Genomic DNA, 25,608 nt, shown 5'->3' with positions numbered 1-25,608 from the left:
GAACATATCTACGAAGCCTATAAAGACGAAGCGGCGGTGCTGGCGCATAAGCAGACGCCGCACTATCTGGCGTGCGTGGATAAGCTTGAGGACCTGATGTCGGAGCCGCGCAAAAAACGCAGTTTTGTGGGGTTGTTGCCGGAGTAGAAAACGTAGTGAAGGCTTTGTAGGCCGGGTAAGCGCTAGCGCCACCCGGCATTGTTCAGGCCAGCTTCAGATCCGCCAGGATCGCAGCAAGCGCCTCGCGCGGCTCACCCTGAATCGCCTGCAGTGGGAAGGGGAGCGCCGGTGCCTCCACTTTTCCCATCATCTCGGCTGCCGCTGCCATCACCCGCACGCTGCCGTAACGGCGGAACAGCGCCCACAGTGGCTCCAGACGTTCTGATTCCATGCTGTCTTTCGAGTGCGCAATTGCCAGTGCCGCCTGAGGGAACAGCCCGCCGACGACGGAATACCAGACGTCAAACCCGGCCTGCAGGGCGGATGCTGCCCGCCAGTCGCCGCTTATCCCCAGCGTGACCGTCTTCGGAAGACGCGCCCGCACCTGCGACACATCCTCCGGCATGTGGCCCATTTTCACCGAGCCAATATTGGGCAGCGCCGCCACGGCAAACATCAGCTCGTCGCTAAACTCAAACCCGGTGGTGGCGGGATTATCATAAACGCACAGCGGGACGGAGAGCTGGCGAGTTACCGTCTCATATAGCGAATAGACCTCGTCCGTCGTCAAACGCTGGTACGACACCGGTGCCATCAGCACGCTGGATGCTCCCGCCTTCTGCGCGTGCTCAGCCAGACGCAGAATGTCATCCAGTCTCAGTGCGCCAATACTGACCATGACCGGAATGTCATTGGCATGTTCCACCGCGCAGCGGGTAATATGCGTGCGCTCCTCAACCGTGAGGTAGGCATAGCTGCCCGTTGAACCCAGAATACCCAGCGAATCCACCCCCGCGTCGATCAGGGGGCGCAGCAGGTTGATAAAGGCCTGCTCGTCAAACTTCCCCTCTTTCAGGGGCGTTAACGGAAACGCACTTAACCCGTGAAACATCGTGTTGTCCTCTTACAGTTCCAGCAGTTGAACCTGAGCCGTTGCGCCTGGCATTAATCGTTGCAGATTGCTGACCAGCTCCTCGCCCGCTTCTTCGAGCGCACCTGACGGCATCGTTGGCAGACTTTCGAGAATAAACCACATGGTCTGCGCCTGGCTATCAAGACGGGTGCGTATCCCTTGTCGCCAGTTCCAGCGACGACAGGTGACGCCCATATCGTCGCGCCAGATGACCTCGCCAGCATCCGGGTATTCCACCACCGGCTGGCCCTCTTTCAGGGTGTCAAAGGGTTCATTGCCCTCGGCCAGCGTCAGGCGCGGCGCACCGGAATAGGCCGCGAGATTCTCGCCCCCTACCGGAATGGCGTAGCGAATACTGACCGCATTATAGATGTCCACCACCGGGTCGAGTGAAGGTAGCGAACCGTCTTTAAGCACCCGCTTTCGCAGTGCGGAGGCCGAGCAGGGGGTACGTTTTGGCTTCGCGCCAAAGTTTTTAAATACCTCATCCCAGGCAGCGAGATGCGCTTCTGCCCACTGCACATCATCATTCAACACCTGCTGGCAAGCCTGCGTCAGCGCGGCGGGGGCAACTTCTGGATGGGTAATCTGTGCGGCTTCAACCAGAATGCTCAGCGCCCGAAAGCCCGGGGCAATCCCGGCAAGACGCGGGTCTATTGACGGCGTAACGAGAGACATAAATAATCCTGTATCGACTGTTTTATACCATGGTAGTGACCAATGACTGATAAAGTCAATATAATGACTGAGCAGGGGGCCGATGTTGCCCAGGTAAGCCTGGCCGTGGCGAACCGCATCCGCAACTGGCGTAAAGATAAAAAATTGTCGCTGGATGAGCTATCCCGCCGCGCCAGCGTCAGCAAAGGCATGCTGGTGGAAATCGAAAAGGGGGCCGCCAATCCCAGTATCGCTATCCTGTGCAAACTGGCTGCCGCGCTGGGCGTTTCCGTGGCGGATATTGTTAACGTCTCCAGCGAACCGGTCGTGCATGTTATTGAAAAACAGGCCATCCCGGTTCTGTGGCAGGGCGCAAAGGGCGGTTCTGCCAGATTACTGGCGGGTACCGCTGGCCCGGACATGATTGAACTGTGGCAGTGGGAGATGCAGCCGGGGGAACACTTCTCTTCACCGGGGCACCCGGCAGGCACATGTGAACTGCTACACGTAAACGAGGGGGTGTTGTCGCTGACGGTGGGCGAGACGGTGACGCAGGTTGAGGCTGGCGCGTCGGCGGTGGCGAAAACGGAAGCCGCACACGGCTACGGGAATGAAGGCGATACCGTGCTTCGCTTCACCATGACGGTGGCGGAGTTTCACCGATAAAAAACTGCCCGGTGGCGCTAACGCTTACCGGGCTTGCTTAGGCCGGGTAAGCGTAGCGTCACCCGGCGCTTTTTACGCCTCTTCCACGCTCACACGCAGTGCTGCCAGCGCTTTACGTGCCGCTTTCAGCACCTGCTCGCACTGCTCAATCGTCAGCGTCAGCGGCGGTTCAATACGGATGGTTTTCGAGTTGTTGAGCGTTCCGGCCACCAGTACCCGCTGGCGGAACATCTCGCTCGCGAAGCTATAGCCGATTTCATTGTCGACAAACTCAATTGCCATCAATAACCCTCTGCCGCGTGCATCCTGCACCAGATCCGGATATTCCCGGCCCAGCTGGCGGAAGCCATCCAGCAGCATGTCGCCTTTCTGCTCTGCCTGCGCAGGCAGGTTTTGTTCCAGCAGCACGTTGATGGTCGCCAGCGCCGCCGCACAGGCCAGCGGGTTACCGCCAAAGGTCGTGGTATGCAGGAACGGGTTGTCGAACAGCACCGAGAATACCTCCTCGGTGGCTACCGTAGCACCAATCGGCATCACGCCGCCGCCGAGCGCTTTCGCCAGACACAGAATGTCTGGCTGAACGTTCTCGTGCTCGCAGGCAAACATCTTGCCGGTGCGTCCCATCCCGGTCTGGACTTCGTCGAGGATCAGCAGGGCGCCAAACTCATCGCACAGCTGACGCACGGCAGGCAAATAGCCCTGCGGAGGCAGGATCACGCCGCCTTCGCCCTGAATCGGCTCCAGGATCACCGCCGCCACGTCATCGCCGGTTTTACGGCATTCACTCAGCGCGGTGCGCATGGCGTTAATGTCGCCGAACAGCACGTGGCGGAAGCCCGGCAGCAGCGGCATAAACGGCTTGCGGAAGGTGGATTTAGCGGTCGCCGACAGTGCGCCCAGGGATTTACCGTGGAACGCGCCGCTGGTGGCAATGAAGGTGAATTTCCCACGCGGCGACTGGTACGCTTTGGCGAGTTTAATCGCCGCTTCGACCGATTCCGTGCCGCTGTTACTAAAGAAGCTGTATTTCAGTTTGCCGGGCGTTAAGGCCGCCAGCGTTTTCGCGAGCATGGCGCGAAGCGGGTCGAGCAGTTCCTGGCTATGGAGAGGTTGTTTCGCAAGTTGATTCTGTACGGCGGAAACCACAACTGGATTACGGTGCCCCACGTTGAAGATACCAAAACCACCAAGGCAATCGATAAACTCCTGTCCCTGGGTGTCGACAAGCGTGTTCAGACTTCCCGCTTGCCACTCTACGGCTCCGTAATCCCCGCCGGCGGTAACAGATTTGCGATACTCCAGAAATCCTGGATTGACGTGCTCTTTAAAGTAATCGATGACCTCTCGGTTAAGTTGTTTCATCTCCTCATGATCGAGCGTTTGCTTCTCTATGAGATTCAATGCGTGCGCGGTACAGGCAAGAGCCGAGGCGCTGGAAGGTAACCTGTTCAAAATATGCTCCCGGGGATCGCGTATCACATGATACTGGTTTAAGTATTGCAGGGATTACGCCACTTCAGAGGACTTAACGAAAATCGGGATAAACGCCAGGTTAAAATAATGTTGCACAATATTTAATCATGCCGATACAACCGAAACGGGATTTAGCGATAAGGCACAGCACGTGCAGGACGGGGCATAAAAGCGCAATTGCACGAAAGGAGTGCAATGCATGCCACTTAAGCGGGCGTTAACATGTCATGCTTTGCAGGTAATTTCCAAGAGAAAGTATTTCAAATCAATGAATTATAAATTCTCACAAAAAGTGCGGTTTAAGTGAAATCTGCGATCTCCATCAAGTTTAACAACTAAAGATAAATTGGTTACCGCCGAAAAAACAATTACCCACAAATTTAACATTCAAATAACCTGCAAGGGATGCTCACAATGTCCTCTCCAACCTATGTCACCCAGAATGAATATCCTCTGGACGATGACACCACCTTAATGTCTACCACAGACATCCACAGCTACATTACCCACGCCAACGACACGTTTGTGCAGGTGAGCGGTTACCCGCTTGATGAGCTGACGGGCCAGCCGCACAATATGGTGCGCCACCCTGATATGCCAAAAGCCGCCTTTGCCGATATGTGGTACACCCTGCAACAGGGGGAACCGTGGAGCGGGATTGTCAAAAATCGGCGCAAAAACGGTGACCACTACTGGGTGCGCGCGAATGCGGTGCCAATGGTGCGTCACGGGAAGGTGACGGGCTATATGTCGATCCGCACCAAAGCCACGGCGGAAGAGATAGCCACCGTGGAGCCGCTCTACCGCGCGCTGAATGACGGCAGCTGTAAGAAACGTATTCATAAAGGACTGGTGGTGGGAAAGGGCTGGCTGGGTAAACTGCCGGCCATGCCGCTGCGCTGGCGGGTGCGTAGCGTAATGGCGGTGCTTTTTGCCGTCCTCGCCGCCACGCTGGTCGCCACCTCCGCAGGGTGGATGCCGCTCGTTGCGGCTGCGGTGGTCATGCTGCTGGGGACGCTGCTGTTTGAGCAACAGATTGTGCGTCCGGTCGAAAACGTGGCGCGACAGGCGCTGAGGGTGGCTACCGGGGAGCGCAACAGCGTGCAGCATCTGAACCGCAGTGACGAGCTGGGACTGACCCTGCGCGCGATAGGCCAGCTTGGGCTGATGTGCCGCTGGTTGATCAACGACGTCTCGAGCCAGGTGGTGAGCGTGCGTGACGGCAGCGACAGGCTGGCCCGGGGTAATGAAGATCTGAACGATCGTACGCGTCAGACGGTAGCGAATGTGCAGCAGACCGTCGCAACGATGAACCAGATGGCCGCGTCCGTGCAGAGCAACTCTGAAACTGCCGCCGAGGTGGATAAACTCTCCGTTGCCGCGAGCAGTGCGGCGACGAAGGGCGGCAATGCGATGCAGACCGTGGTCAAAACCATGGATGACATCGCCGATAGCACGCAGCGAATTGGCTCGATTACCTCCCTGATAAACGACATCGCTTTCCAGACCAATATCCTGGCGCTCAATGCGGCAGTTGAAGCGGCACGGGCGGGTGAGCAGGGGAAAGGGTTTGCCGTGGTCGCGGGCGAAGTCCGCCATCTCGCCAGCCGCAGCGCCAGTGCGGCTAACGATATTCGTAAACTCATCGATGCCAGCGCCAGCAAAGTGCAGTCCGGCTCCGAGCAGGTGCACGCCGCTGGCCGCACGATGGATGACATTGTCGAGCAGGTGAAAAACGTGACGCAGCTTATCGCTCAGATCAGTCACTCCACCTCCGAGCAGGCCACCGGGCTCTCAGAATTAACCCGTGCGGTGGCCGAGCTGGACAGCATCACGCAGAAAAATGCCGACCTGGTCGAGGAGAGCGCGCACATTTCTGCCATGGTGAAACACCGTGCCGGGCGTCTGAAGGATGCGGTAACCGTGCTCCATTGAGTCAGTAAAGTTCCGGAAAAGCCGTTTATTCAGTAAGGAATAAACGGCTTTTTTATGGCTGCTTGTGACTATTAATGTGCTTTATTGTTAATATAATATTAAATAACTAAAAAAAGTGCCTCAGTTATTTATTCCTGCCTAAGTCAGTTTCCCATGATGCTGTTTTGCAAAACACGCTTCTGGTGGTCTGGTAACGATCGATGAGACGAAATTAATAGTCTCTGCCTATCCATTGTGATGGTTATGAAATAAAAAAACGATCAAAGTCATAAAGTTAGCGAATTCGTTACCGATAACAGCGATCGTCTGAGAAATAATCACATCGATGGAGTAAATATGTTCTTACATGACGTAAAGATCGGCACGAAATTATTTCTGGCGTTTGGGTTCTTTATTGTCCTGATGGCAATCAGCGCGAGCCTGTCTCTGCTGAGTCTGAACCGGGCAAATAATGGGATGCAATCCATTATTACCCGTGATTATCCGACCACGGTAAAAGCGAACCAGTTAATCGATAACTTCCAGGAATTTATTAGCACTCAACAGCTGATGCTGCTGGACGAGCAGGGGACTTACACGGGGCAATCTCAGCAGCACCTGAAAGAGATCAGCGAGCACATCACGGTGATCCTGGGCGAGCTGAACAACGCGTTGCAGGATGAAAAGTCTCAGCAGGTGCTGGCGGATATCCGTAGCGTGCGCCAGCAGTATCTGGACTCGCGCTATCGCATCCTGCAGGCGGTGCAGAACAACAATCGTGCGGGTGCCATTCAAGAGATGATGACCACCACCCTTGCCGTGCAGCAGGCTTATAAAGCGAAAGTGAAGGAGCTGATTGCCATTCAAAACAGCGAGATGCAAAGTGCAGGCGCGCAGGTAGAAGGGGATTTCAGGTCTAACCGACTGCTGCTGATCCTCATCACCCTCTTTAGCGTCGCGGCAGGCAGCCTGATCGGCTGGTTTATCGTTCGCGCTATCACCCGTCCGCTCGGCGAGGCGGTGAATTTTGCGAAGGCCATTTCAGAGGGCGATCTGACGGGCAGCATCACGCCGCACGGCAAAGACGAAACGGGCTTACTGCTGCATGCGTTGATGGAGATGAAAAACCGTCTGCTGGACATTGTGCAGCAGGTGCAAACCGGCTCGGAGAATATCTCCAGCGCAGCCGCGCAGATCGTTGCGGGTAACCAGGATCTCGCCGCGCGCACGGAAGAGCAGGCAAGTTCCGTTGAACAGACAGCAGCCTCGATGGAGCAGATCACCGCGACGGTGAAAAACACCGCCTCGCACACTGGCGAAGCGACCAACCTCTCGGCAGATGCTGCCACGGTGGTCAAAAACAACGGTGAGATGATGAAGCAGGTGACCAGCAAAATGCGCCTGATTAACGAGACGTCGAACCGGATGTCCGACATTATCGACCTGATCGACGCCATTGCTTTCCAGACCAACATTCTGGCGCTGAACGCGGCCGTGGAAGCAGCGCGCGCCGGTGAGCACGGTCGTGGCTTTGCGGTGGTGGCCGGTGAGGTGCGCCAGCTTGCCCAGAAGAGCGCATCGTCGGCCAGCGAAATCCGTGAGCTGATTGAGAGCTCCACCAGTCAGACCCAGGACGGCATGAACCTGGTGGAAAAAGCGAGCGCACTGATCAACGGGATGGTGGGCAACGTGGAAGAGATGGACGTCATCCTGCGTGAGATCCGCCAGGCCAGCCATGAGCAGACGGAAGGGATCTCGCAGATTAACAGCGCGATTGGCCTGATTGATGCCACCACCCAGCAGAACTCCGCGCTGGTGGAGGAGTCCGTCGCCGCGGCGGCATCGCTTAACGAACAGGCGATGCACCTGAAAGAGCTGGTACGCGTCTTCCGCGTGAGCGAACACGCTCCGGCTTAATCCAGCTGGGAGATCTCGAGCGCCGCGCGGTCAATGACGCCGATAATCTGCTTAAGCTGCGCGTCGCTGAGCTCTCCCTGATTCACCTTCAGGTCTAACACCGCTTTAAAGTTATCCAGCGCCCGCTTCATCTGCGGGTTTTTGCGCAGCTGAAAGCCGACAGAACGCGCTTTGATGCGTGCCTGTATGTGCTCAAGCTGTTCCTGGTTCTCATCCAGCCACTGCTGGCCCGCCACGGTAATCGCAATTCGCTTTCTGCCGTTCTCTTCTTCCGTAATGGTGATAAAGGTCTGATCCTGAAGATAATCCAGCGTCGGGTAGATCACCCCAGGGCTCGGGGTGTAATTACCCTGGGTCAGGTTCTCAATCTCTTTGATCAGCTCATAGCCGTGGCTCGCATTGCGGGTCAGGATATCCAGAATCACCAGCCGCAGATCGCCGTGGCCGAAAAAGCGCGGTCGGCGTCCGCCGCCATCATGTTCGTGTCGCATAGTAATTCCTTCAATTTGATATATCTAAACTATATCTAAGATATATTCAGATGCAATCTAAAAGATCTTGCTTTTTTAATGATTAGGAATCATTATCATTTAAAAATTAATTTAGATATATCGTATTCATCAGAGAGGGGGCTAAAAATGGCATCTACCCGTTACCCACAGCGTGTTCGTAATGATCTGCGTTTTCGCGAGCTGACGGTGCTCCGCGTGGAACGCGTGAGCGCGGGTTTCCAGCGCGTTGTATTAGGTGGCGAGGCGCTGGAGGGATTTAGCTCCCGCGGCTTCGACGACCACACCAAAGTCTTTTTCCCGGCACCGGGGGCGGTGTTTGTGCCGCCCGTGGTGACTGATGAAGGCATCGACTGGGGCGACGGCGTGCGTCCGCAGACGCGCGACTATACGCCGCTGTATGATGAGTCTCGCCATGAACTGGTGCTCGATTTCTTCATTCATGACGGCGGCATTGCCAGCAACTGGGCGGTTGAGGCGAAAGCGGGGGACACGTTGACCATTGGTGGGCCGCGCGGTTCGCTGGTGGTGCCGGAAGATTACGCCTGGCAACTGTACGTGTGTGATGAATCCGGTATGCCTGCGCTACGTCGACGCTTAGAGAGTCTTGCTAAACTGCCGGTTCGCCCAGAAATTCACGCGGTAGTAACGGTCGGGAACGACGCATATAAGGACTATCTGGCGCACCTGAGCGACGTCGACATCACCTGGGTAGTGGGCCACAGCGAGCAGGCGGTGGCGGATCGTCTGGCGGCGTTGACCGTTCCGGCGGAAGAGTACTTTATCTGGCTGACCGGGGAAGGAAAGGTAGTAAAAAGCCTGAGCCGTCAGTTTGACACTGACGCGATTGATCAACAGTTGGTGCGTGCCAGCGCCTACTGGCACGCTAAATAATCAGGCTGCTGAATCCATCTGCGCTTCGTTCACCTGGTGTTCGAGCGAGGCGCGAACCTCGTGCAGGGCTTTCTCCTGCTGAGCAAAGTACGCCTCCATATTGCTCAGCGACGACACCAGCAGCCAGGACTCTTCTTTCTCCAGCTCCGCCAGCTCGTTCACTAAGGTGTCGATTTGCTCGCGTACCTGCGCCATTTTTTTGCGGATACGTTCCAGATCGTTCAGCCTGTCGCTGGCCATCAGCGGCTCGAAGCCCTGCTGCAGGCGGGCGACCAGCGAGCGAATAGCCTTGACGTCGCCACGCTGTTTGGCCTGGTTGAGCTGCACCATCATCGCGTTGGCTTCCTCTTTCAGGTCGTCCGCCACCAGGTCCGGATGACAGAGTTTGCTCGCCTGCCGCCAGAGACGCTTGAGTTCGTTCTGATCTTCTTCAGAGAGGTGCTTCCCTTTGCGCAGCCGCATTTCGACATCGTGATGTTGCTCGCGATACTTCTCGTACTCTTCGTTGGCTTCGTCACGCGCCTGGCGAGCAGGCTCCTCTTCGCGCGTTAAGCCGCTCTCCAGCTCCAGCGCCTCGGCCAGCAGATTAGCAATCAGATTACTTTGCTGCTCCAGATGCTTGCGCGCCTCAGCCGCCTGCACGGAGTCGGCCGGGAGATCGCGCCAGCGCTGGGTGAGCGTCGCCAGCACCTCCACCGCCTGCGCCATATAGCGCTGGCAGCGACGGTAATCTTCCTCGCGACGACGCGCTTCCGCCTGCTGACGACGCAGGTTGAGCTCTGCCAGCGTTTTACGCAGGGCGAGGATCTGCTGCATCAGCGGGCCGAGACGGGAGAAATAGAGATCGTTGAACTCATCAAGCTGCTGCACCCGCGCGTTGCGGCGATCGATGAGATCGCGCAGACGCTCTTCCAGCGCCTTCAGCTCCAGCTTGCTGGCTGCCACTTGCGGGTCACGCCACGGGGTGATGGCGCGCTGGCCCTGCAGCCAGGCGGTAATGGCCCTGATGGCGGCGGTGTAATTCTTCTGCTCAAGCGCCACGACGATTGCCTGTAGCTCATCGTCAAACGCTTCATTCTTCAGCCGTGTCAGCTGGCTCTGGATGATGTCGTCATCTTCCAGTTCAATGGCATTTTTAATGATTTCTAGCCGTTTGATCGGTGTGCTCATGATGCCTTTCGCTTTGGCGCTTAAGTATTTGAGTTAAGGGTAGTTGTGGGCAACGCTACAGGAAATAATACACACGGATGATGATCGGCGCGATGGGGGATTTCTTTAATGAGTGGTTGTGTCGCGCTCACTTTATCCGTGTTCTGCCCGCAAGCGAGCGCCCCCATTGGCGGCGAATGCTTACTAACCGCCCTCAGCTCACCTCGCTGTAAATCCCCACCACGCGACCCACCGTTTTTATCTCGTCGATACCGCATTCAAAGGGCACTTTGCCGCCCGCCACGTGGAGTTTTTTACCCGGAAGCAGCGTTAAGTCGCGGATGCTGGCGGTGCCTTCAATCTCAACCAGCCACACGCCGTCGGTTAACGATGCCTCTTTCTCGATAAAGTGCAGCTTACCTTCCGCCCGGACGGCGATGCCGCGCGCCAGTGGTTTACTAAAGAAAGTAGAATCAATACTCAAAGTGGTATTTTCTTCCAGTCTTCCATCACTGAGTGTGAATGTGGAGACTGACACAGGATCGCCCGGCGCGGGGTTACCTTCAAATTGCGCACCTTGTCCGGTCATCAGCCAGCGAAGGCTGGCGCCGGTATCCAGCACGCACTGAACCGCAAAGTCGTAAGAGATGGTACCGCGTGCGTAGCGGTTCTGAAGCGAACTGGCGGCGATATTAAAGTGGCGTGCCAGCTGAATTTTCTGCGTGAAACCATATACCTGACAGATTCTATCGAGTAACTCTTCATTATTCACTTGAGAATCTAAGATCAAAATATATTCCTTTGAGTGTTTACTAATACTCATTTGGGTATTAATATCATTGCAAATTCGAGCAATCAGCAGCAGACGTTGGCAAACAGAGACTATTGATTGCAGACATTATCAAAATGGGAATCATGCAGCATGGCATCTGAAATCGCAATCATCAAACGGCGGAAAAAACCGTGCTCTGCCCGTTTTCAGCGCACTGGCGTGCGTGAATTTACGCGAGGGGAGATATGGCGATAGAGGCTGCCCGTGCAAGCGTTCCACTCAGCGTGGGGGCTCGTCTTAACGGGCTTAACCACATCGCAGAACTGCGTGCCCGATACGGGAACGATAGCGGAAAAGAGCTGGCACGGTTTATGGCAGAGATGCGCGATAAGCGCGATCCCTGTTTTGAGGAGAATGGCAGGGCGCTGGCCGCCATCTTTTTCCTGGCGAGATTACCCGTCGCCCGTCATGAGTGCGATATCAGTGAGCTGACGACAGAGGAGAAAAAGGCGCTGATTAATGCCATGAACCATTTTCGTGCTGTCGTGAGTTTATTTCCTGAACGGCTGACCATGCCGATATAACCCAACCACAAACCTAATGGCGTAAACCCGCCGGGCATTCTATTGCCTGAATTTAAGGAGAACGCGTGATGCGAAACAGTGAAAACCGCCCTTATCCGACCGGAAGTGAGGAACTGAAACGCCTGCTGGCGGAGGCAAAAACAGAGGAACGCTGCGCGCGAGCCCTCGCGGTCTCCCTGCGCCTGGAGGCGCTGGCAAGCCATATCTATAAAACCGGCATGAGCGGAGAAGACGTTGCCGAACTGCTGTGCCACGAGGCGGCCCGCTACGAACGTGAATCCCAGGAGCTGCACTGATGGCCGATTTTATCGATCTTGCGCAAGCGCGCGAGCAGGAAGACAGAGAGCGGCACATTAATAGCGCCCGCAGACGGCCAGCAACGCCCTCGCGTTTCCTTTGCGAGGACTGCGAGGCCCCGATACCGGAGGCGCGCCGAATGGTGGTGCCTGGTGTGGCCTTGTGCATCACCTGCCAGGAGATTGCGGAGATGAAAAATAAACATATCCGGGGAGGGTGAGTTGGCTACGTCATTTGCGTATCCGTGGAATGCTCCACGGTCGGCCATTGCCAGCCCTTACCTTTCCCATGCCCAGCAGCAGCGCCGCGATCGTTTTTTCGCGGCGCTACGGGAGGCAAGGATTGCCCTCTCCCTGCAACCTGACTGCGTGCGTTTCGACGTCTGGCGCACGGTTGATGACCTCGAACAGCGTCAGGGCAGCCCGCAGGCCAATGCCTTTTTGGTCCGCTTCTGCAACAGGATGTTACCCCGTCTGCGGCTGGTCTCTGAACGCTATGCCTGCGCAGGCCTGCATGACACGGTCGCCAGGGCCGTGTTTGACGGCCATTTCGACACTCCGCTTCAGCAATATCTAGCTTCCCGCATGGTTGATCTGGTTGCACGCTTTAACCGACTTGCGGATATGTCCCGCGCGGATATCGACCTGCTGGCCGCAGATATCGCCAGCTTTATTCGCGGTGAGCTGGCGAATATAAATGATGCTGACCTGGGTGAATACCAGACGCTTTACGTCTGGTATCAGCGCGCCGGCCTGATCGCCCGGCAGTTTAAGGTGTCACCTCCACACTGGGAACGGGTGTCGAAGACGTTTTTCAACAAAGACGATGTTGCCGCAGCGGTGATCCGCCTGTTTTCAGAGACATGGTGGCGCGGGCGATTGCGTCGGATTGCGGCTGCCTGGCGCGAGCATTTACAGATTGCCCTTGGCAACGTCAGCAAAATGAGAACGGCGTATGCGAGCAAGCGCTGCGTGACCGAATGGCGCGAGCAGAAGCGCCGCACCCGTGAATTTCTTAAGGGCATGGAACTCGAAGATGAAGAGGGCAACCGCATCAGCCTGATTGAAAAAATCGATACCTCGGTCGCCAACCCGGCGATACGTCGCTGTGAACTGATGACCCGCATTCGCGGGTTTGAAAATATCTGCCAGGCACTGGGCTATGTGGGCGAGTTCTATACCTTAACCGCGCCTTCGGCATATCACGCGACGGTGAAATCAGGCTACCCCAACGCGAAGTGGAACGGGGCCAGCCCGGCGGATACGCAAAGCTACTTCACCCGTCTGTGGGCGCGCATCCGCGCAAAGCTGCACCGTGAGGGGCGCCGAATTTTTGGTATCCGCGTTGCGGAACCTCATCACGACGGCACGCCCCACTGGCACATGCTGATGTTTATGCTGCCGGAAGATGTCGGGCACGTTCGCCAAATTATGAATGATTATGCCTGCCAGGAAGAGGCCACAGAACTGCGTAGCGAAAGTGCCAGAAAGGCACGTTTTCACGCGGAGGCGATCGATCCCCTGAAGGGCAGCGCGACCGGCTATGTTGCCAAATACATCTCAAAGAATATCGACGGCTTTGCGCTTGATGGTGAGACCGATTATGAAAGCGGTGGGCTGTTGAAGGAGATGGCTTCTGCTGTTTCAGCCTGGGCGGGACGCTGGCACATTCGCCAGTTTCAGTTTATCGGCGGGGCACCGGTCACGGTCTATCGCGAGCTGCGCCGTCTGGCTGATAACGAGGCCGTGCGCGGTTTGAGCGTGGAGTTTGCCGCCGTCCATGAAGCTGCCGACGCTGGGGACTGGGCGGGTTACGTCACCGCGCAGGGCGGGCCATTTGTCCGTCGCGATGATTTACAGGTACGCACGCTGTATGCGCCGCGCGTCGGGTTTAACCAGTACGGCGAGGAAACGATCTGCATCCGCGGCGTGTACGACTCCGCCGTCGGCGCGGGCAGCCCGATTTTAACCCGGCTCACGCAGTGGAAAATTGTGCCGAAGCGGACCGTGGATCGTCAGGATGTCCCCGTGCCCTCTCGGAGTTCTGTCAATAACTGTACGGTGAACGATCTCTCACAGCCCCTTAACCGGCGTGCGAGACGGGCATTAACCGAACGCATCAAACGCGTTCGGCCTGGCGCGAGAACCCCCGTTGTCTATGAGCGGGATCCACAGAACGGGATACCTGAGAGGGTGATTGACGAGATACGCCTCGCCACCGGGATCGTCATTAGCCGTGCCGAGGCGCTGCATCTTATGGCGGGCGGCGTCAGCCGCTTTCACACCAAATGGTGTCGAGGCGCAGCTGACGGAGCGCTATTTCCGGCAGCGTGTTCTTATCAGGAAAAGAGGCGGAAAATCCTTGAACGTATTGGGCATTTAACGGATCTGTTAACCCAGCGAGCATGCTAATCTCCATCGATATCATGTACATACCGTAAAGTGTTCTGATTTTTCGCTTCACTCTTTTTATGAATACGTGCTACTGTATGTTTATACAGTATCTCGTGGTGGAGGTTGTGTGGACAGAGAGTTGAACGAGCAAGTCATGATTGAACGAGTCGAGATGATTGCGCGACTGACGACAGAAGGAACGTGTCAGGAGAGAGATCGTGAAATTGCCCTGAATTTAATTGCTGAGATTGCGCGGGGAAATTTAATCAAGAACAACGCGTTCACCGTTGTTTTCTCGGCATCGCCTGTTCCGGAACGAATCAAAAAAGAGAGCAATGTTCGGGTGAACATCACGCTCGATAAAGATCAGCTGATTGGCCAGTCCATCGTCGAGGCATTTCAGTGTGAATTGACCCGCAGGATAGGCGCCTTGTTTCCCTCATCGCGGGTAACCGTGAAAATAGGGTCGGTAACGGGGGTTGAGCTCCAGGGGCTTGAAAGGGAGGCCGATCGCGAGGCGCTGGATTCTATTCTCCGGGAAGTCTGGGAAGATGAAAGCTGGCGCTAGCCCTGCGTCATTACCCGGAACGAACACTTCATTCAGATTTTGCGTTTCCCTTAAACCGCGCATTGTTGCTCGCGGACGGTCTGTTGTGTCCGGGATTGCCCATCTCTCATCGATAGCGAAAAAGCCGCTGGCCCAGGAAACTCTACAGTACCTGGAAAACCGGATGTTGGGAGCGTCTGATGAAGATCTATGCAATGCAGGGGGACACGCTTGATGCCATTTGCGCCCGTTTTTATGGGCGCACGGCAGGCGTCGTTGAAGCCGTTCTGAAGGCCAATTCTGGCCTCGCCGAATCAGGCGTTATCTTGCCTCATGGCACGCCGGTAGAGATGCCGGAGGTTGATAGCGCCCCCACAAAAGAATCCGTAAACCTATGGGACTGAGCCTGGAGAAAATCACCACGTTTATCGCCTACTGGCTGGCCGTGGCACTGGCCTGGTTCGGGGCGATGTCTCCTGAAAAAGTCGCGCTGTACGTGGGAAGTCTGTGCGCCATTTTTACCGCGCTGACGAATTACTGGTTCAAACGAAAAACCTGGCGCTATCTCCAGTCTCTTGGACTCGATAAGAAGAGTATTCGTGAACTCAATCATTAAGCGTTGCAGCGTTGCCGGCGTGCTGGCCCTGGCGGTGCTGATACCTGACTTTCGGTTACTGAAAACGTCCCCTGATGGGCTGGCGTTGATTGCCGATCTCGAAGGATGTCGCCTCTCGCCCTACCGGTGTAGCGCTGGCGTTTGGACGTCTGGCATTGGCCACACGGCAAACGTTGTGCCTGCACGGGATATTACCGAGCGTGAGGCAGCGGTAAATCTGGTCGCTGATGTGCTCAATGTTGAACGTCGGCTGGCAGTGTGCGCGTCGGTTGAGATGCCACCCCGGGTCTACGACGCGCTAGTGAGTTTCACGTTTAATGTTGGCACGGGCGCCGCCTGCCGTTCGACCCTGGTGTCGTTTATTAAGCGTAAACAGTGGTCGCAGGCATGCGGGCAACTTACCCGCTGGGTATATGTGAATGGCGTTAAAAATGCCGGGCTGGAAAATCGTCGTATCCGCGAGAAGGCCTGGTGCATGAAGGGGCTGCCGTGAAAGTCCTGATGCTGTTGCTGGCCGGTCTGCTGGCTATCACGCTGTGGCTTCGGCATGACAACCTGACGCTGTCCCGTTCCTTAGCCAGCGCGAACCGGGTTGCCAGTGAACAAAAAAACGTCCTCGCCACGCTTAACCAACAGCTTTCCCTGTCGCAACGGGTTGCCCGAACACATGAAGTCGCCCAGGTCAGGCTTCGTGAAGAACTGCTCACTGCGAGTGAGGAACGCGCGAGACGGGAAGCGACTATCGGGAGATTACTCAATGAAAATGACGCGTTACGCCGCTGGTATACCACTCAGTTGCCTGATGCTGTCCGCCGGTTGCACACCCGCACCGCCTGCGCCTCTGCAGCCCATTGTTTACAACGCCTGCCCGAAGGTGAGCCGCTGCCCGATGCCGGGAAGCGAACCCGCCACTAACGGCGATCTCAGCGCAGATATTCGCAGGCTTGAGTATGCCCTTATCGCCTGCGCGCTGCAGGTTGAAACCATTAAAGACTGTCAGGATAAAATCGATGCACAAACTCAAGAGCCTGCGTCAGGCATTAATTGACGCGATTCCCCAACTGAAAGCAAACCCGGATCGGCTGCAGATGTCGGTCGGCAGCGGCAATATCGATTCCCGGCTGGCCTCCTCGCTCTCCTTTGAAAAGCACTATGAGCTGAATGCGAAGGTCAACAGCTTCTCCGGCGACAGCGAGGGCGTTTTCGTCCCGGTAGTGGCCTGGCTTGGGGAAAACCAGCCGGACATTTTTACCCTCGATGAAGGCCGCAAAAACGGCTGTTCCTTCACGATCGTTTTAAACGATGACGATACGATGGATATCAGCATCAAAGTACAATTAACCGAGCGCATTCTTGTTTCTCAGGAAGAGGGCGGTTTGCACGCAACGTATTCCCCCGAACCGCCGCTGCCGGAGCCCGTCACGCGTCCGAAGGCCCTATACATCAACGGGGAGCTGGTCAGCGAGTGGGAGGCGTAATTTCCCCGCGCTGAGGGCCGCCTGCGGTCTGTTGTCTTGCCTGCTTGTTGTCTCATCCCGCACCAAACCCCGTCTCGTTGCTGCCGTTCTTTCTGAACGGCATTCTCTTCTTATGAATACGCTAACTTCCATGAACGGCATCGCTCGCGCGATCCGCAATCTTATTCGTATCGGTGTTGTAACCGATGTTGACCTCAACAGAGGGCTTTGTCGTGTGCAGACCGGCGGGATGAAAACCACCTGGCTGAACTGGCTAACCTGTCGTGCGGGACGTTCGCGCGTGTGGTGGGCCCCTTCCGAGGGAGAACAGGTACTGCTGCTGGCCATCGGCGGCGAGCTCGATACCGCCTTTGTGCTACCGGGTATTTTCTCGGACGACCATCCGGCGCCGTCCGGTTCGCCTGATGCGTTCCACGTCTCGTTTCCTGACGGCGCGGTGATCGAGTACGAACCCGAACGCGGGGCGCTGACGGTTTCAGGTATTAAAACAGCCGACATTACCGCCTCTGAATCGCTGACCGCCACCGTGCCGGAGGTGCGGGTGACGTCAACGTCCCGCATCACGCTGGATACGCCTGAGGTGGTGTGTACCAACAAGTTAATTACCGCCTCGCTTGAGGTGCAGAAGGGCGGGGTAATGGCCGGGAATATTGCGCATTCCGGCGGTCAATTCACCTCCAACGGGGTGCAGGTGGACAACCACGCGCACGGCAGTGTGCAAAGCGGCGGAAGCTGGACTAAGGGGACACAATGACGGTGCGTTACAGGGGGATGAACAGGCAGACCGGGCTCAGCATTTCAGAGGCAGAACACATCCGGCAGAGCGTGCGCGATATTCTGGTGACGCCTGTCGGCTCGCGGGTTATGCGCCGTGATTACGGCTCGCTGCTGGCGGCGATGATCGACAGGCCACAGAGCCCTGCGCTGCGTCTGCAAATCATGGCGGCATGTTATTCCGCTATCCAGAAATGGGAACCGCGGATCAGCCTGACGGCCATCACTTTCGAGCGTTCGGAGAATGACGGGACGTTGTATGTCGATATCACCGGCACGCGCCCGACTTCCGGACAATCTTTTTCTATCACCATTTCACTGAGTTAAACGCTATGGCTATTGTTGATCTGAGCCAGCTCGCCGCGCCTGATGTCGTGGAGGAGGTGGATTATGAAACGCTGTTGGCAGAACGAAAGGCCACCTTTGTCTCGCTCTATCCGGAAGAGGAGCGAGAGGCGATTGCACGGACGTTGACGCTGGAATCAGAGCCGATTGTGAAGCTGCTGCAGGAGAACGCCTATCGGGAGGTCATGTGGCGCCAGCGCGTGAACGAGGCCGCGCGTGCGGTCATGCTGGCCTACGCTGCCGGCCGCGATCTCGACCAGCTTGGGGCTAACGCTAACCTTGCGCGTCTGGTCATTACCCCCGCCGACGATACGACGTTTCCGCCCACGCCAGCTGTGATGGAGTCTGATACCGACTTTCGTTTGCGCATCCAGCAAGCGCCGGAAGGGCTGAGCGTGGCCGGTTCGACGGGCGCTTATCAGTTCCACGGTCGCAGTGCAGATGGCCGGGTGGCGGATATTTCCGTTATCAGTCCACAGCCGGCGAACGTCACGGTCTCTGTGCTCTCCCGGGAGAATAACGGCGTGGCTTCTGAGGAACTGCTCGCCGTTGTTCGCAATGCGCTGAACGATGAGGACGTCAGGCCCGTTGCCGACCGTGTGACCGTCCAGTCGGCCAACATTGTTGACTACCGAATTGAGGCATCGCTTTTCCTTTTTCCCGGCCCTGAAAGTGAACCTTTACTCAGCGCGGCAAGAGCCCGGTTACAGGCCTATATCACGGCTCAACATCGGCTTGGACGCGATATTCGCAAGTCCGCCATTTACGCGGCACTGCATGTTGAAGGGGTGCAACGCGTAGAGCTGACCGCGCCCGCGGCTGACATTGTACTTGATGAAACTCAGGCTTCATGGTGCAGCCACTACAGCGTAACCGTGGGGGGGAACGATGAGTAATACCCGCCTTTTACCGGTTGGTTCGTCATCTCTTGAGGTGGCGGCCGCGCGCGCCTGTGCAGACATTGAAAATACGCCTGTTCCGCTGCGGCATCTCTGGAGTGCGGACACTTGCCCGGCGAATCTGCTGCCCTGGCTGGCATGGGCGTTTTCGGTTGATCGCTGGGATGAGAACTGGCCGGAAGCCACCAGGCGGGATGTGATTCGCGCGGCGTGGTTTATTCATGCCCACAAGGGGACGATTGGCGCCGTGCGTCGTGTGGTGGAACCGCTTGGCTATCTGATCAACGTCACCGAATGGTGGCAAACCAACGATCCGCCCGGCACCTTTCGCCTTGATATCGGCGTCTTAGACACGGGCATCACCGAGGAAATGTATTACGAAATGGAGAGGCTTATTGCTGATGCAAAGCCTGCCAGCCGCCACCTTATTGGCCTGAATATCATCCAGGACATACCGGGATATCTCTACACCGGTGCCCTGAGCTATGACGGCGACATCATCACGGTTTATCCCGGATAAGTGAGAGCACAATGACAGTGAAATATAAAACGGTTATCACCAAAGCCGGTGTCGAAAAACTGGCTGCCGCGACCGTCCCGAACGGCAAGAAAGTGAACTTTACGACGATGGCCGTAGGTGACGGTGGCGGTGCGTTGCCAGCGCCAAACGCAAACCAGACGAAACTCGTCAATGAAGTCTGGCGGCATGCGCTGAATAAAATCAGCCAGGACAAAAAGAATAAAAACTATGTCGTGGCGGAGCTGCTGATTCCTCCTGAGGTTGGCGGTTTCTGGATGCGCGAGATGGGGCTGTATGACGATACCGGGACGCTGATTGCGGTCGGGAATATGGCAGAAAGCTACAAGCCCAAGCTGGAAGAGGGCTCGGGACGCGCACAGACTGTACGTATGGTCATTATGGTGAGCGATATCTCTTCGGTTGAGTTGACGATTGACACCTCAACGGTGATGGCGTCGCAGGATTATGTAGACGGTAAGCTCGCGGAGCATGAACAGTCGCGGCGCCATCCGGACGCGACCCTTGCCGCCAAGGGTTTTACACAACTCAGCAGCGCAATCGACAGCGCCTCCGAGGTGCTCGCTGCAACGCCGAAAGCGGTGAAGGCGGCGTACGATTTGGCAAATGGTAAGTACACCGCGGTGGATGCGACAACTGCGCGCAAAGGAATTGTCCAGCTAAGCAGCGCTATTGATAGTGTCTCTGAGGTGCTGGCGGCGACGCCGAAAGCGGTTAAAGTCGCAAACGATAACGCCGTTGCTGCCAATAAAAATGCTAGCGAGCGAGTCAGCAAGTCAGGCGACAGTATGACCGGAACGTTGAATCAAGACTCTATAGCACAGTCAACCTATAACTTAACCGCACTTTCTAACGCTACGACAGGCAATAAAAATTATCTGCGTAAAATGCGTGGCGGAGCATCAGATACTATCTGGCATGAAACCGTGCAGGGTATTGAGTATCGCCTGGCAACAGGTAATACCGATACACAGGAGGAACTGGCGATTAGCGCGAGTACAGGCCTGAGAGTGAGGGGTAATATTACCTCGCAACTTGGCGGGTTTTATGCGGGGAATATGAAAAAATTCTCTTTTTATTCCTCTAATACCTCTGATAAGAATGCAGCCCTGCGCCTTTGGGGTAATGTAGACCGGCCATCTGTAGTTGAACTGGGGGATGACACTGGCTACCATTTTTACTCACAGCGAAATAAAGATGGTTCGTTGTTATTTCAAACTAACGGCGCGGGGCAATTTAGCGGGTTTTTACGTTCAAACGGGGAAGTACAATCTCTTTCACCCAATAGTTATCGAATTGCATATGGAGACTATGGCTGTTTCTGGCGTAACGATGGTTATAATCTTTATCTGATGCTAACCAATAAGGGCGATGCTTACGGCGGTTATAATGCTCTGCGTCCTTTACGGGTTAGCCTTGAAACCGGGGCGTTGCAATCTGAAACACCGCTTACTGTAGGTAACACCATTTATGCCTCGAAGGAGATTACCGCAAGTTATAGTGGTGTTTACGCATGGGTAGAACAGTACAAAACAAAAGCACCATTTTATAACACCTTTTCAACCACTGGATCGAGTGAATACCATCCAGTGTTAAAACAACAGGCAAGTATTACCGGGATCAATTCGTGGGCTTTTTCCATGGGTTCTCTTGTCTCCGATACCCTTCTTTCCTGGCATCTTCACATGAAAGGTAGTGGCGGTCAGGACGTTAACTATAAATGGGATACCAGCGGTAATTTTTCTGCGCCAGGACAAATTATACCGGGCAATTTTGCTAATTTTGATGGCCGTTTTTATACCAAAACGCTAGCAGATACGCGCTTCCTGCTTCGCGACAGTGTCTCTTATGCTGGCTTTGCGAATGGTGATGCGTCAAGGCCGTACATGAGGCATGAAGCCAGTAATGCTGTTGTCACGTTGGCAAAGGTGGGGGATTCGTATGCGAAGGCAGAAAGCGAAGCACGATATCAGGCAAAAGGTAGCTATGTAACGGGAATTCGTTTTGGTGCATCTGCCGAATATAACGAGCGTGGGAATACTGAGCGCATGGCTGGCGGGGTGATGACATCATGGGCTGACCGGGGTAGTTCAAATTACTGGATTCGTCTTCGTCCGTTGCAGTATCAGATTAATGGCGGCTCATGGGTTACTGTGGCCTTTGCATAAGGAGAATTATTCAATGTTAATGAAAAATTTCACTGCAATGACAAAACAAGTTGATGGATTTTCTATCATGGTATTCACCGACGAAGAGGGAAACGACTGGTATGGATCTCAGGGTAAGTTTTCGGCGACCACCTTGAAATTTATGTTTGATGGCAAAGGCAATATTGTTGCAGCTTCCTGGGATGCATCCATGTTGGCTCCGGAAAATTTATCAGTCTCGGAAATTGAAAAAAACAGTGTGCCGGATGATTTTTTTGTTTTAGGAAAACGCTGGGTATTCGATGGCGATAAGATCATCCCATTCACCTATTCGCAGGAAGAGCTGATTAAACAGACCAAAGAGCAGTTTGAACGCTTACTTAGCGAGGCAAGAGAAAAAATAGTTGTTCCGCAGACCAAATTAATGGCAGGTAGAACACTGACCGAGTCACAATTAAAGACATTAAACGCCTGGCTTGATTATATTGAAGAACTGGAAGCCTGTGATATCACTGTATTACCCGTTAAATTTCCTGCTCTTCCTCAGTAAATTAATCTTAAAAATAGAAATAACCAGAACCCTCCATCCGGAGGGTTTTTCGTTTGTTGTGTAATCCTTTCCCCAACCCCAATTCGTCGCATCAATCACGCTCTCCGCAGACAATAGCCTCACCACTAAACGAAGGAGTTAAACGGATGGGCGACTATCACCACGGCGTGGAAGTCATTGAAATCAACGATGGCACCCGCACTATTTCCACCGTCTCGACGGCAATCATCGGCATGGTCTGTACGGCCAGCGATGCTGACGAACAGACATTTCCTCTTAACGAGCCCGTGCTCATTACTAATGTGCAATCCGCCATTGCGAAAGCTGGTAAACAGGGGACGCTGTCCGCTTCCCTCCAGGCTATCGCTGACCAGTGCAAGCCGGTCGTTGTGGTTGTGCGTGTTGCCGAAGGTATCGACGACCCGGAAGATCCTGAAGCGGCGCAGAAAGAGACTATCTCTAACATCATCGGTACTACCGACGAAAACGGCAAATACACCGGCCTGAAGGCGCTTCTGACCGCGAAAACGGTCACCGGCGTTAAGCCGCGTATTCTCGGCGTACCGGGGCTGGACTCTCAGGAAGTGGCAACCGCACTGGCCGCAATGTGCCAGAGCCTGCGCGCGTTCGGCTATGTCAGCGCATGGGGTTGTAAAACCATTTCTGACGCGATCGAGTACCGCAAAAACTTCAGCCAGCGCGAGCTGATGGTTATCCACCCTGATTTTCTGGCATGGGATACCACCACGAATGCGACGACGATGGCATGGGCGACCGCTCGCGCCCTTGGCCTGCGCGCCAAAATCGACCAGACAATGGGCTGGCATAAAACCTTGTCGAACGTGGGCGTCAACGGCGTCACGGGCGTAAGCGCCTCTGTTTCCTGGGATCTGCAGGAGCAAGCGACCGATGCCAACCTGCTTAACCAGGCCGGTGTCACCACGTTGATTCGTAACGATGGCTTCAAATTCTGGGGCAACCGTACCTGTTCAGACGATCCGTTATTCGTCTTTGAAAACTACACCCGTACCGCACAGGTGCTGGCCGATACCATGGCCGAAGCGCATGCATGGGCGATGGATAAACCCATTACCCCTACGCTTATCCGCGACATCGTGTCCGGTATCAATGCCAAGTTCCGCGAGCTCAAAACCAACGGCTATATCGTTGACGGCTCCTGCTGGTATGACCCTGAATCGAACGATGCATCCACCCTGAAAGCGGGGAAATTGTATATCGATTACGACTACACCCCTGTCCCGCCGCTGGAAAATCTGACCTTGCGCCAGCGCATCACCGATACCTATCTGGCTGACCTGTCAGATTCGGTTAATAGCTAAGGAGCTGAAGCATGGCGTTACCACGCAAACTGAAATATCTGAATATGTTCAACGATGGCCTGAGCTATATGGGCGTTGTTGAGTCTGTCACCTTACCCAAACTTACCCGCAAGCTGGAGAAGTATCGCGGTGGCGGCATGCCGGGCTCGGTCTCTGTTGACCTTGGCCTGGACGATGATGCCCTGGCGCTGGAGTGGACCGTTGGCGGCCTGCCGGACGCGGCACTGTGGGCACAGTATGCCTCTCCGGGCGCGGACAGCGTGCCTCTGCGCTTTACCGGCTCTTATCAGCGCGATGATACCGGCGAAATCTCCGCCGTCGAAATCGTCATGCGCGGCCGTCACAAAGAGTTTGATGGCGGTGAAAACAAGCAGGGCGAGAGCGGCACCACCAAGATGTCCACCGAGTGCGCGTACTACCAGCTGACCATCGATGGCAAAGAGATCATTGAAATCGACATCATCAACATGGTGCTGAAAGTCGATGGCGTTGATCGCCTGGCAGAACACCGTAAGGCCATCGGCCTGTAACCCTTTAACCGGCCGGGATCGCCGGCCGGTAAGTTAACTTTCTGAAGAGTATCGAAATGGAAAATATCAACGAGACCACCATGAACGAAAGTGAAAACCCACACATCGTCACGCTTGATAGCCCCGTTTTGCGCGGCGAGCAAAAAATTGAAAAAGTGACCGTTGCAAAACCCAATGCGGGAACCCTGCGTGGGGTATCGCTGGCGTCGCTGGCGCAATCCGATGTCGATGCGCTGATCAAGGTGCTGCCGCGAATGACCTCACCAGCACTGACCGAGCATGAGGTCGCGCGCCTGGATGCCTGCGATCTGCTCTCTTTTGCAGGTAAGGTGATCGGTTTTTTGTCACCGGCTTCGGCTCGCTGAAATTTCCCGAAAACCTGTCGGTCGACGATCTGATGGCGGATATCGCGGTGATCTTTCACTGGCCGCCGTCAGAGCTGTACTCCCTGAGCGTGACCGAACTCCTCTTATGGCGCGAAAAAGCGCTGCAGCGAAGCGGAAACCACCATGAGTAATAATGTCAGACTTCAGGAGCTGCTTAAGGCAGTCGACCGGGCAACCCGACCGATTAACGCTCTCCATAACGCGAGCCGCACTCTCGCAAGCGATATCCGTGATTCACAGACGGCGCTGGGGGCGCTCGATGAGCAGGCGGGGCGGATTGATGGCTTCAGGAAAGCAAACGCCCGGCTCGCCATGACTGAGCAGTCGGTTGCCCGGGCGAAACAGCACGCAGCGGCGCTGGCGGTGCAGTTTAAAAACACGCAAAACCCCACCCAGGCAGAGGCTGATGCACTGTCCGCAGCCCGAAAATCGGCAGCCGACCTTAAGCTTGAGTACAACAACCTGCGCTACTCGGTTCAGCGTCAGCGCGCTGAACTCACACAGGCAGGCATAAACACGCGCACGCTCTCGTCGGATGAGCGTCGTTTACGAACCCAAATCAGTGAAAAAACGCAGCAGCTTAACCGACAGCGGGATGCGCTGGCTCGCGTCAATCAGCAGCAGGAGAGACTGAGTGCCGTTCAGAACCGCTACGAGTCAGGCAAACGCGTTGTCGCGCGGGTGAACCAGCTGGCGACTGCGGGGGTGGGAATGGCAAAAGCGGGCTTTGACCAGACGTCCCGGTTTATGGCGCCTGGCATCAGCTTTGAAAAGCAGATGTCGGCCATTCAGGCAAACCTTGGCCTGGCGAAGGGGGATTCCCGGCTTGAGGCGATTCGCCAGCAGGCGCGGGAGGTCAGCGCCAGCACCGGAGTACCTGCAGATACGGTCCTCCGGGCACAAACCGAACTGACTCGTTCAGGCTATGACGCCGATGGGCTGCTTGCGGCCACCGCGCCAACGGTCAACCTCAGCCTGGCGGGGAGTGTCGACGCGGCTAAAGCGGCCGATATGATCGCCAGCACGCAGGCCGCGTATAGCCTGGCCGATACGGACGCGGGACGCATCGCAGATGTGCTTATGCGCGGTTCTACCTCTTCAAATACCAGCCTCGCTGAGATGGTGGCGGCCGTCACCTCCGCTGCGCCCGCTGCGGATGCA

The 25,608-nt window shown here is 55.7% G+C and carries 33 protein-coding genes; 27 read left to right on the top strand and 6 right to left on the bottom strand.

Features of this window, described 5'->3' with window-relative positions; translation table 11 throughout:
* Positions 1-147: antibiotic biosynthesis monooxygenase (locus L977_RS09915; protein WP_047625668.1), on the top strand; the 147-nt coding region annotated here is incomplete at its 5' end.
* Positions 148-202: 55 nt separating this feature from the next.
* Here L977_RS09915 and L977_RS09910 read toward each other — a convergent pair.
* Both L977_RS09910 and L977_RS09905 read right to left on the bottom strand, forming a co-directional pair.
* Positions 203-1,051, bottom strand: coding sequence for a dihydrodipicolinate synthase family protein (locus L977_RS09910; protein WP_023331349.1), 849 nt, complete (start codon positions 1,049-1,051; stop codon positions 203-205).
* A 12-nt stretch (positions 1,052-1,063) separates the two neighbouring features.
* A complete protein-coding gene (locus L977_RS09905; protein WP_045134801.1) occupies positions 1,064-1,750 on the bottom strand; it encodes a B3/B4 domain-containing protein in 687 nt (228 codons plus the stop codon).
* Positions 1,751-1,792: 42 nt separating this feature from the next.
* Between L977_RS09905 and L977_RS09900 the strand changes: the two genes are divergently transcribed.
* Entirely contained in the window at positions 1,793-2,395 is a 603-nt protein-coding gene (locus L977_RS09900) for a helix-turn-helix domain-containing protein (RefSeq protein WP_023331347.1), read from the top strand.
* 72 nt (positions 2,396-2,467) lie between these two features.
* On the opposite strand, the gene ygjG is transcribed toward L977_RS09900, so the two are convergent.
* Entirely contained in the window at positions 2,468-3,847 is a 1,380-nt protein-coding gene (ygjG, locus tag L977_RS09895) for a putrescine aminotransferase (RefSeq protein WP_052192617.1), read from the bottom strand.
* A 435-nt stretch (positions 3,848-4,282) separates the two neighbouring features.
* On the opposite strand from ygjG, the gene L977_RS09890 reads away from it, so the two are divergent.
* Both L977_RS09890 and L977_RS09885 read left to right on the top strand, forming a co-directional pair.
* On the top strand, positions 4,283-5,803 hold the full coding sequence (locus L977_RS09890) for a methyl-accepting chemotaxis protein (protein WP_023331345.1): 1,521 nt from the start codon (positions 4,283-4,285) through the stop codon (positions 5,801-5,803).
* 336 nt (positions 5,804-6,139) lie between these two features.
* A complete protein-coding gene (locus tag L977_RS09885) occupies positions 6,140-7,699 on the top strand; it encodes a methyl-accepting chemotaxis protein (protein ID WP_014885301.1) in 1,560 nt (519 codons plus the stop codon).
* Here L977_RS09885 and L977_RS09880 read toward each other — a convergent pair.
* The gene (locus tag L977_RS09880) at positions 7,696-8,190 is read right to left on the bottom strand and encodes a PadR family transcriptional regulator (protein ID WP_047625666.1); all 495 of its coding nucleotides are present in this window, start codon (positions 8,188-8,190) and stop codon (positions 7,696-7,698) included. The two genes, L977_RS09885 and L977_RS09880, sit on opposite strands and share 4 nt — an antisense overlap.
* 147 nt (positions 8,191-8,337) lie before the next feature.
* Between L977_RS09880 and L977_RS09875 the strand changes: the two genes are divergently transcribed.
* A complete protein-coding gene (locus L977_RS09875) occupies positions 8,338-9,102 on the top strand; it encodes a siderophore-interacting protein (protein ID WP_023331344.1) in 765 nt (254 codons plus the stop codon).
* Here L977_RS09875 and L977_RS09870 read toward each other — a convergent pair whose 3' ends face one another.
* The gene (locus L977_RS09870; protein WP_023331343.1) at positions 9,103-10,272 is read right to left on the bottom strand and encodes a molecular chaperone DnaJ; all 1,170 of its coding nucleotides are present in this window, start codon (positions 10,270-10,272) and stop codon (positions 9,103-9,105) included.
* 193 nt (positions 10,273-10,465) lie between these two features.
* Positions 10,466-11,041 (bottom strand): phage repressor protein CI, encoded by a 576-nt coding sequence (locus tag L977_RS09865; protein ID WP_047027413.1) that lies wholly within the window; start codon positions 11,039-11,041, stop codon positions 10,466-10,468.
* Between the two features lie 227 nt (positions 11,042-11,268).
* Between L977_RS09865 and L977_RS09860 the strand changes: the two genes are divergently transcribed.
* The 22 genes from L977_RS09860 to L977_RS09760 all read left to right on the top strand — a co-directional run.
* Positions 11,269-11,607: a DUF5347 domain-containing protein gene (locus L977_RS09860; protein WP_032635496.1), complete on the top strand. Its 339-nt coding sequence runs from the start codon at positions 11,269-11,271 to the stop codon at positions 11,605-11,607.
* A gap of 68 nt (positions 11,608-11,675) precedes the next feature.
* Positions 11,676-11,903 (top strand): DUF2732 family protein, encoded by a 228-nt coding sequence (locus L977_RS09855; protein ID WP_029741400.1) that lies wholly within the window; start codon positions 11,676-11,678, stop codon positions 11,901-11,903.
* Entirely contained in the window at positions 11,903-12,124 is a 222-nt protein-coding gene (locus L977_RS09850; RefSeq protein WP_047625665.1) for a TraR/DksA family transcriptional regulator, read from the top strand. The genes L977_RS09855 and L977_RS09850 overlap by 1 nt, the downstream gene beginning before the upstream one ends.
* A 1-nt stretch (position 12,125) precedes the next feature.
* Positions 12,126-14,315: a replication endonuclease gene (locus L977_RS09845; protein WP_047625664.1), complete on the top strand. Its 2,190-nt coding sequence runs from the start codon at positions 12,126-12,128 to the stop codon at positions 14,313-14,315.
* A 109-nt stretch (positions 14,316-14,424) separates the two neighbouring features.
* Positions 14,425-14,865 carry a DinI-like family protein gene (locus tag L977_RS09840; RefSeq protein ID WP_032635502.1) on the top strand — a complete coding sequence of 147 codons (441 nt, stop codon included), beginning with the start codon at positions 14,425-14,427 and terminating at the stop codon, positions 14,863-14,865.
* A 179-nt stretch (positions 14,866-15,044) separates the two neighbouring features.
* Positions 15,045-15,248: a tail protein X gene (locus tag L977_RS09835; protein ID WP_032635504.1), complete on the top strand. Its 204-nt coding sequence runs from the start codon at positions 15,045-15,047 to the stop codon at positions 15,246-15,248.
* Positions 15,239-15,460, top strand: coding sequence for an HP1 family phage holin (locus L977_RS09830; protein ID WP_029741404.1), 222 nt, complete (start codon positions 15,239-15,241; stop codon positions 15,458-15,460). Before L977_RS09835 ends, L977_RS09830 begins: the two co-directional genes overlap by 10 nt.
* The gene (locus L977_RS09825; RefSeq protein ID WP_047344540.1) at positions 15,444-15,953 is read left to right on the top strand and encodes a lysozyme; all 510 of its coding nucleotides are present in this window, start codon (positions 15,444-15,446) and stop codon (positions 15,951-15,953) included. The genes L977_RS09830 and L977_RS09825 overlap by 17 nt, the downstream gene beginning before the upstream one ends.
* Positions 15,950-16,375: an Rz-like lysis system protein LysB gene (gene lysB / locus L977_RS09820; protein ID WP_047625663.1), complete on the top strand. Its 426-nt coding sequence runs from the start codon at positions 15,950-15,952 to the stop codon at positions 16,373-16,375. The genes L977_RS09825 and lysB overlap by 4 nt, the downstream gene beginning before the upstream one ends.
* Positions 16,263-16,508, top strand: a complete 246-nt coding sequence (gene lysC / locus L977_RS24955; protein WP_230679504.1) for an Rz1-like lysis system protein LysC — start codon at positions 16,263-16,265, stop codon at positions 16,506-16,508. Before lysB ends, lysC begins: the two co-directional genes overlap by 113 nt.
* Positions 16,471-16,938 carry a phage tail protein gene (locus L977_RS09815; RefSeq protein ID WP_032635508.1) on the top strand — a complete coding sequence of 156 codons (468 nt, stop codon included), beginning with the start codon at positions 16,471-16,473 and terminating at the stop codon, positions 16,936-16,938. The genes lysC and L977_RS09815 overlap by 38 nt, the downstream gene beginning before the upstream one ends.
* A gap of 112 nt (positions 16,939-17,050) precedes the next feature.
* Positions 17,051-17,692 (top strand): phage baseplate assembly protein V, encoded by a 642-nt coding sequence (locus L977_RS09810; RefSeq protein ID WP_032635510.1) that lies wholly within the window; start codon positions 17,051-17,053, stop codon positions 17,690-17,692.
* A complete protein-coding gene (locus L977_RS09805) occupies positions 17,689-18,039 on the top strand; it encodes a GPW/gp25 family protein (protein WP_032635513.1) in 351 nt (116 codons plus the stop codon). Before L977_RS09810 ends, L977_RS09805 begins: the two co-directional genes overlap by 4 nt.
* 5 nt (positions 18,040-18,044) lie before the next feature.
* Complete coding sequence (locus L977_RS09800; RefSeq protein WP_047625662.1) at positions 18,045-18,953, top strand: baseplate assembly protein; 909 nt, start codon at positions 18,045-18,047, stop codon at positions 18,951-18,953.
* Positions 18,946-19,476, top strand: coding sequence for a phage tail protein I (locus tag L977_RS09795; RefSeq protein ID WP_032635515.1), 531 nt, complete (start codon positions 18,946-18,948; stop codon positions 19,474-19,476). The genes L977_RS09800 and L977_RS09795 overlap by 8 nt, the downstream gene beginning before the upstream one ends.
* Positions 19,477-19,487: 11 nt before the next feature.
* Positions 19,488-21,662, top strand: coding sequence for a phage tail-collar fiber domain-containing protein (locus L977_RS24950; RefSeq protein ID WP_231563537.1), 2,175 nt, complete (start codon positions 19,488-19,490; stop codon positions 21,660-21,662).
* 13 nt (positions 21,663-21,675) lie between these two features.
* Positions 21,676-22,191: a tail fiber assembly protein gene (locus tag L977_RS09785; protein WP_047625661.1), complete on the top strand. Its 516-nt coding sequence runs from the start codon at positions 21,676-21,678 to the stop codon at positions 22,189-22,191.
* Between the two features lie 146 nt (positions 22,192-22,337).
* Entirely contained in the window at positions 22,338-23,531 is a 1,194-nt protein-coding gene (locus L977_RS09780) for a phage tail sheath protein (RefSeq protein WP_047625660.1), read from the top strand.
* Between the two features lie 11 nt (positions 23,532-23,542).
* The gene (locus tag L977_RS09775; protein ID WP_023309235.1) at positions 23,543-24,061 is read left to right on the top strand and encodes a phage major tail tube protein; all 519 of its coding nucleotides are present in this window, start codon (positions 23,543-23,545) and stop codon (positions 24,059-24,061) included.
* Between the two features lie 56 nt (positions 24,062-24,117).
* Positions 24,118-24,426 (top strand): phage tail assembly protein, encoded by a 309-nt coding sequence (locus tag L977_RS09770; protein WP_032635522.1) that lies wholly within the window; start codon positions 24,118-24,120, stop codon positions 24,424-24,426.
* A gap of 32 nt (positions 24,427-24,458) precedes the next feature.
* Positions 24,459-24,578 (top strand): GpE family phage tail protein, encoded by a 120-nt coding sequence (locus L977_RS09765; RefSeq protein ID WP_023616176.1) that lies wholly within the window; start codon positions 24,459-24,461, stop codon positions 24,576-24,578.
* Positions 24,571-25,608, top strand: a 1,038-nt coding sequence (locus L977_RS09760) for a phage tail tape measure protein (RefSeq protein WP_047625659.1), incomplete at its 3' end; no start/stop codon positions are given. The genes L977_RS09765 and L977_RS09760, both read left to right, overlap by 8 nt.

It is taken from the genome of Enterobacter sp. ZOR0014, assembly GCF_000798855.1.
In the GTDB taxonomy this organism is placed as follows: domain Bacteria; phylum Pseudomonadota; class Gammaproteobacteria; order Enterobacterales; family Enterobacteriaceae; genus Enterobacter; species Enterobacter kobei.
The sequence above is the reverse complement of the archived record's forward strand: the minus strand, read 5'-3'. Positions and strand labels throughout refer to the sequence as shown.

Bases quoted from the DNA above. Each gene is read 5' to 3' on its own strand.
- L977_RS09900 (WP_023331347.1), top strand. From the start codon at position 1,793: ATGACTGATAAAGTCAATATAATGACTGAGCAGGGGGCCGATGTTGCC.
- L977_RS09850 (WP_047625665.1), top strand. From the start codon at position 11,903: ATGGCCGATTTTATCGATCTTGCGCAAGCGCGCGAGCAGGAAGACAGA.
- L977_RS09830 (WP_029741404.1), top strand. From the start codon at position 15,239: ATGGGACTGAGCCTGGAGAAAATCACCACGTTTATCGCCTACTGGCTG.
- L977_RS09835 (WP_032635504.1), top strand. From the start codon at position 15,045: ATGAAGATCTATGCAATGCAGGGGGACACGCTTGATGCCATTTGCGCC.
- L977_RS09810 (WP_032635510.1), top strand. From the start codon at position 17,051: ATGAATACGCTAACTTCCATGAACGGCATCGCTCGCGCGATCCGCAAT.
- L977_RS09785 (WP_047625661.1), top strand. From the start codon at position 21,676: ATGTTAATGAAAAATTTCACTGCAATGACAAAACAAGTTGATGGATTT.
- L977_RS09805 (WP_032635513.1), top strand. From the start codon at position 17,689: ATGACGGTGCGTTACAGGGGGATGAACAGGCAGACCGGGCTCAGCATT.
- L977_RS09905 (WP_045134801.1), bottom strand. From the start codon at position 1,750: ATGTCTCTCGTTACGCCGTCAATAGACCCGCGTCTTGCCGGGATTGCC.
- L977_RS09800 (WP_047625662.1), top strand. From the start codon at position 18,045: ATGGCTATTGTTGATCTGAGCCAGCTCGCCGCGCCTGATGTCGTGGAG.
- L977_RS09765 (WP_023616176.1), top strand. From the start codon at position 24,459: ATGGCGGATATCGCGGTGATCTTTCACTGGCCGCCGTCAGAGCTGTAC.
- L977_RS09815 (WP_032635508.1), top strand. From the start codon at position 16,471: ATGCACAAACTCAAGAGCCTGCGTCAGGCATTAATTGACGCGATTCCC.
- L977_RS09885 (WP_014885301.1), top strand. From the start codon at position 6,140: ATGTTCTTACATGACGTAAAGATCGGCACGAAATTATTTCTGGCGTTT.
- lysC (WP_230679504.1), top strand. From the start codon at position 16,263: ATGCTGTCCGCCGGTTGCACACCCGCACCGCCTGCGCCTCTGCAGCCC.
- L977_RS09890 (WP_023331345.1), top strand. From the start codon at position 4,283: ATGTCCTCTCCAACCTATGTCACCCAGAATGAATATCCTCTGGACGAT.
- L977_RS09775 (WP_023309235.1), top strand. From the start codon at position 23,543: ATGGCGTTACCACGCAAACTGAAATATCTGAATATGTTCAACGATGGC.
- L977_RS09870 (WP_023331343.1), bottom strand. From the start codon at position 10,272: ATGAGCACACCGATCAAACGGCTAGAAATCATTAAAAATGCCATTGAA.
- L977_RS09780 (WP_047625660.1), top strand. From the start codon at position 22,338: ATGGGCGACTATCACCACGGCGTGGAAGTCATTGAAATCAACGATGGC.
- L977_RS09770 (WP_032635522.1), top strand. From the start codon at position 24,118: ATGGAAAATATCAACGAGACCACCATGAACGAAAGTGAAAACCCACAC.
- L977_RS09875 (WP_023331344.1), top strand. From the start codon at position 8,338: ATGGCATCTACCCGTTACCCACAGCGTGTTCGTAATGATCTGCGTTTT.
- L977_RS24950 (WP_231563537.1), top strand. From the start codon at position 19,488: ATGACAGTGAAATATAAAACGGTTATCACCAAAGCCGGTGTCGAAAAA.
- L977_RS09910 (WP_023331349.1), bottom strand. From the start codon at position 1,051: ATGTTTCACGGGTTAAGTGCGTTTCCGTTAACGCCCCTGAAAGAGGGG.
- L977_RS09880 (WP_047625666.1), bottom strand. From the start codon at position 8,190: ATGCGACACGAACATGATGGCGGCGGACGCCGACCGCGCTTTTTCGGC.
- L977_RS09795 (WP_032635515.1), top strand. From the start codon at position 18,946: ATGAGTAATACCCGCCTTTTACCGGTTGGTTCGTCATCTCTTGAGGTG.
- L977_RS09855 (WP_029741400.1), top strand. From the start codon at position 11,676: ATGCGAAACAGTGAAAACCGCCCTTATCCGACCGGAAGTGAGGAACTG.
- L977_RS09860 (WP_032635496.1), top strand. From the start codon at position 11,269: ATGGCGATAGAGGCTGCCCGTGCAAGCGTTCCACTCAGCGTGGGGGCT.